This is a genomic window from Flavobacterium sp. (assembly GCF_044368625.1).
Lineage (GTDB): Bacteria > Bacteroidota > Bacteroidia > Flavobacteriales > Flavobacteriaceae > Flavobacterium.
On record NZ_JBIPPD010000212.1, the window covers coordinates 1 to 5,605 of the forward strand.

The window sequence follows — 5,605 nt, forward strand, 5'->3', positions numbered from 1 at the left end:
TAGTCGACTTTAGCAAGTGTTGTTGGTTGCTTGTTATTATCTTTAAATACCATTTGCAATACTACTGAGAAGACAAATGTCAAAACCGCTCCGATAAAGTTGAGCCATAAATAACCGAGTTTTTCCTGGCCGCTTGGATAAATATGAATCGCAAAATAATAGATGAAAAAGATGGTCATTTGGCTTAAAGCAGCACCATAAAAAATGGCTTTTCCTTTTACAAATTTCACATAAAAGCCAACCAAGAAAATACCTAAAACAGTTCCGTAAAAAATGGAACCTACAATATTGACCAGCTGAATTAAATTTTCGAAAAGTGTTCCGAAACATGCAAAAAGTATGGCAATGCAACCCCACATGATTGTAAAAAGTTTGGATGCAGTTACAAAATGTTTGTCGGATTTTGGTGTTTTTACATTTCGTTTGTAAATATCAATAACCGTTGTTGAGGCCAATGAACTTAATCCAGAAGCAGTTGACGACATTGCGGCACAAAGGATCACGGCCAATAAAAGTCCAATCATTCCTTTGGGTAAAAAATGGATAATGAAGTGAATAAATACGTAATCAGCATCGCTGGTTTTGTCCTTTTTGTCTGCTTTTCCGATCAGGACTTTGGCTTCGTCCCGAATGTTTTTTTCTTTTTCGTTTAAAGCAATAATTCTATTTTTTAACACTAAATTTTCTCTGTCAATATTCAATTGATTGGCGTAAGCGAGCGTAACTTCTTTTTTTTCTGCGGAAACGGTTACTAAATTGGCTTCTAATTTTTTATAATCTTCTGCATAAATCGAAGTTTCTATACTTTTTTTGCTGTTGGGATTAAAATTGATTGGCAAACTTTGGAACTGAAAAAACACGTAAACCATCACACCCGTAAGCAAAATGAAGAACTGCATCGGTACTTTCATTAAACCGTTAAAAACCAAACCCATTTGACTTTCACGAATTGATTTTCCAGAAAGATAGCGTTGTACTTGCGATTGATCGGTTCCGAAATAGGCGAGTGCCAAGAAAAAACCACCGGTAATTCCGCTCCAAAAAGTGTAACGACTTTTGGTATCTAATGAAAAATCGATGATGTTCATTTTGTCGTTTACACCTGCAATTTGCAAGGCATTTGAGAATGTAACTTCTTCGGGCAAATAACTTAAAATCAAATAAAATGCAATAAACATTCCGGTCATGATTATGAACATTTGCTGTTTTTGCGTTACATTCACCGCCTTGGTGCCGCCCGTAAATGTGTACACAATTACCAAGGTTCCAATAACGATGATCATTTGCGTTAAATCCCAACCTAAGATCGTGGACAAAATAATTGCTGGGGCATAAATAGTTAAACCAGTTCCTAAACCCCGTTGAATCAAAAACAAAATTGCTGCTAAGGATCTTGTTTTTAAATCAAACCGCTGCTCCAAATATTCGTAAGCAGTGTAGACTTTTAGTTTGTGATATATGGGTATAAAAGTGTAGCAAATGACTACCATAGCAATGGGTAATCCAAAATAGAATTGCACAAAACCCATTCCGTCGTTAAAGGCCTGACCTGGTGTGGAAAGAAAAGTAATCGCACTGGCTTGTGTTGCCATAACCGAAATACCAACGGTGTACCAAGGTGTTTCGTTGTTTCCTAAAATATATTCATTTACGTCCTTACTTCCTTTGGTTTTGTATACGCCGTAAGAAACGATAAATAATAATGTGATACTGAGGATTATCCAATCTAGTTCTTGCATATTTTAAGAAAAGTAGTTCATTATGATGTAAAAAATCAGAATATAAATGGCATTGGCTATGAGAACCAAAGTGTAGTTTTTTTTCCAAGTTTTTATTTTTTGTATCTCTTTCATTTATGGTGCATTTTTCAGGCTAATTAAGTTGGCAAGCAGTCGGTGTGCTCCTGAAACACCTGCTGGTAATTCTCTAAAAAAACTCAATCCTGTGTAAATATAATATCCTTTTCCGAAAGGAGCGACTAACAATGCACCATTTTTTGGCGATTCATTTTCGTCATTCGAAGAAATAATTGGTGTAAAAGCTTTGTCCCATTGATCGGGATAGTACAAACCTTGTTCTTGCACCCAATTTTCGAAATCTTTAGTTGTGATTTTGTTTGGCACATTCAAAACAGGGTGATTGGGTGCTAAAAAAGTTACTTTTGCATCTTCTTCTGTTACTCGATCTCTAGAAAGTCGCAGCGGAAAAGGCGCCAATTTATCAGTAACTAATTTTCCGGTGGTATTGTATTGTACAATAATTGTTTTTCCGTTTTCCACTAAATCCAATAAGATCGATTGCTTAAATTCCAATTCATTAACCGTATTGTAAGCCCGAATTCCTGTAATGATAACATCAAATTCCTGCAACTTTTCTTTAGAAATATTTTCGGGCTCAATAACCGTAACCAAATATCCCATATTTTTAAGACTCGTGGGTACTTCATCGCCAGCCCCCATAATATAAGCGATTTTTTCAGAACCTGTTTTTATATCCAGTTTGATAAATTTAGCGGATGAAGTTTGCAAAACTTGTTGATTGGAAATGTGATCGTATTTTATTGTAATTTTTTCTTTGTCAAATACGTTACCATTTACCGTTGCCATTGCTTTTACGTCAATTTCACTGCTGTATTTGGGTGGTGTGATTTCGAATGAGTAGGTGAGGGAAGCACCTTTCGATCCAATTGAAAACGGGACAGACTCTGGAGAAACCTTCCAATCTTTAGGTACTTCCAGGGCTAAATTGCCACTGACTTGTGTTGCTCCAGATTGTACTTTTACTAAAACGTTTTGTTTTTCATTCGTGTTAAAAATTTTTACTTTATCCACAAAACTAGTGGTTACAAGTGGTTCTACATCAAATGGGCGGTATACTTCGCCTAAAACGGGATCATTGAATTTATAAATAACTGTTCGTTCAAAAGGTATAGTAAAGCCACTTATTTTTACATTAAAAATGGTTTTCAATTCTCGAATAATATCGGGTTTGCCAATATTTTCTTGATTATCTACGCGATACATTCCAACCGTTCCTTGATCTTTAAGCCAAAATGGAGCTGTAAATTCAAGGCTTTTGGGTAATGTTATTGTGATTGAAGTGGTTTCGTTACTGTTGTTTTTTAAATCTATATTTTGAGTGAACAATTTATTTTCGGGGACTACTTTGATGTTTTCTAAAATCATCTCAACTGTACTTCGGTTGATGGCTTCAACGGTTACATTGATATCGCTACCTGGGGTTGCCGACTGATTTTCAGCGACTGCTTCGAGGTAAAGTCCAGCACAAGCGGCAATTATTTCTTTAATCTCGGTGGTTTTTACCTCTTTCCAATGTTCGTTTTTTAAGTTTTGAATGAGTTGGTATGTCGCAATTAAATCAGGAATACTTGCCGATGGATTTCTAAAATCGAACTCCGTACTGATTTTGGAAATTAAAATTCCAATTGGTTTTCCACCTTCCACACGGTTCCAAGAAGTATCAATTCCTTCGAACAAATTGGTTTTATCAACCGGTTTTTCTCCTTTTATAAATTCTAAATATTCCATATCGTCGCCACGAGTTCCCGTAGAACCAAAGCCTTGGGACTGGTGCCGACTCCGACTCAAAGCGGCAATTTCCTGATTGGATTTTCCTAAACTTTGGTAGAATATTCCTGTTGATAAATTGACTAAATTACTTTTATCAGCAGCGTCAAATTTTTCTTTACTGCCGTAAAACCACCAAGAAGTATTATAGTACAGTCGTTTGGGTTGCCATTTTTTAACCAAATTCAGTTGATTGGCATAACTGTTTTTGTCATTAACCAAATCAAATGCTTCTCCGGCCAAAATTGCCGACGAAGTATGATGACCGTGGGTTGTTCCTGGCGTTCTAAAATCGAAACGCGTGATAATTACATCGGGTTGGAATTTTCTGATGATGTAAACCATATCACCCAAAACTTGATTTTTATTCCATATTTTCAGTGTCTCCGATGGTACTTTTGAATAACCAAAGTCGTTGGCACGAGAAAAAAATTGTTCTCCTCCGTCAATTTTTCGTGCTTCAATCAATTCTTGTGTTCGAATGACGCCTAGAAGTTCGCGCAATTCTGGACCGATTAAATTTTGGCCGCCGTCGCCACGAGTAAGCGATAAATAGCCTGTTCGTGCTTTTTGTGCATTTGCCATAAACGATATTAACCGTGTGTTTTCGTCGTCGGGGTGTGCAGCAATATATAAAACGGAACCTAAAAAGTTGAGTTTTTCTATTTTACCAAAAATCTCGGAAGAGTTGTATTTGTGAGGTGCTTGTGCTTGAAATTGATGCGAAAAACCAATTAATAATAGGAAACAAGAAATAAACCGTAGCTGCATTCTAAGGGAATTAAAATGAATAGAATGCCAAATATAGCAATTTAAAAAAAGTTTGAATTGTTTTCAAAAACCTTTAACATTACATTAAAAAGTATCGCAGTTATTCATATAAAACCGTTCTTGGTTTTCCCAACTCGAAATCTTGAAACCCAAAATCTTCGGTTTGGAAGGAATTGGTATTGAAAATATTAGTTCCTTGTCCGGGTATGGATGGATAAAATGCCAATGAAAATTGAAAAGAATTGAAAACCAAATAGTCGTTACTGATAATGACCCCAACTACAAACGAGGAATACAGCGGACTTTTGGTAAGTTCCCGTTCTCGAGTGCCCAAAAGTGCCGACGTAACATTCAAATACGGATTGAGGCGAAACCCCCATAAGTCCCAAGGTGAATAAAACTGCGTTTGCAACGATAAAACTACTTTTTTTGTTCCAAACAATTCCGAATTGTATCCCCGAATTCCGTAAGAATTATTGCCTCGAAATCCAGCGCCATTTTCGCCTTGAAAATTACTGCTTTCGTTAATACTGATTAAATCACCTTTTATATCAACTCGATTCCAACCCAATACTACTTGCGGTTTTATAAACTGCCGCATTTTCCATTTTTTTCCAATTGAAATTAAATTTGTAAAATAATTGGCTTGCATGGAAAATGCGGATTGATCTAATTTTTTATCATTAAAAAAAGTTCCGTATTCAAAATTGGTACTCAAATATCCAAATTTAAAATAATTTCCAAATGAAGCTCGACTACCTAAATAAAGGCGACCTTGCTGATTTTTTTGTTGATATCCCGCAGTAATATTGAATATTCTTCCCACAGGTACATCTTCAGTAATGCCGTAATTAAACAAAAATTGATCTTCGACAAATTGACGGGATGAAATTCCAAAACCTGCCATATAGAAATTTTCGCCCGAATAAAAATGAGTGGGATCGTAGGCTACAGTAGGGGTTTCGGTAAATCCGGTGTGTAAAAAACGCGTGGATAAAATTAAATTAGTGGTACGATCATTTTCATTTCGTCCTTCAAATAATTGGAATGCACGACCAGCCCACAAATCTTGAGAATTGTATTTAAAATTTTGCAATGCAAAAGTACCCGACTGGTCTTTTAATGAATCAATTTTAAATTGTTGATCAACATAGATTCCACCAGCCCATTTGGTAAAGGCTGAAAAGAAACGCCGTTCCATATTGATACTTTTACCATAACTGTCGTCTAGTTCGAGTCGGTATTGA

2 protein-coding genes and 1 pseudogene are annotated in these 5,605 nt (G+C 36.0%); all 3 read right to left on the reverse strand.

Features of this window, described 5'->3' with window-relative positions:
- The coding region (locus tag ACIQ2X_RS13290) for a sodium:solute symporter (RefSeq protein WP_396179417.1) at nt 1-1,739 on the reverse strand (1,739 nt) is incomplete at its 3' end.
- Nucleotides 1,740-1,853: 114 nt separating this feature from the next.
- Nucleotides 1,854-4,358, reverse strand: coding sequence for a PIG-L family deacetylase (locus tag ACIQ2X_RS13295; protein ID WP_396179418.1), 2,505 nt, complete (start codon nt 4,356-4,358; stop codon nt 1,854-1,856).
- Nucleotides 4,359-4,458: 100 nt separating this feature from the next.
- Nucleotides 4,459-5,605: pseudogene (locus tag ACIQ2X_RS13300) on the reverse strand (hypothetical protein); the annotation flags it as partial.

Bases quoted from the DNA above. Each gene is read 5' to 3' on its own strand.
- ACIQ2X_RS13295 (WP_396179418.1), bottom strand. From the start codon at position 4,358: ATGCAGCTACGGTTTATTTCTTGTTTCCTATTATTAATTGGTTTTTCG.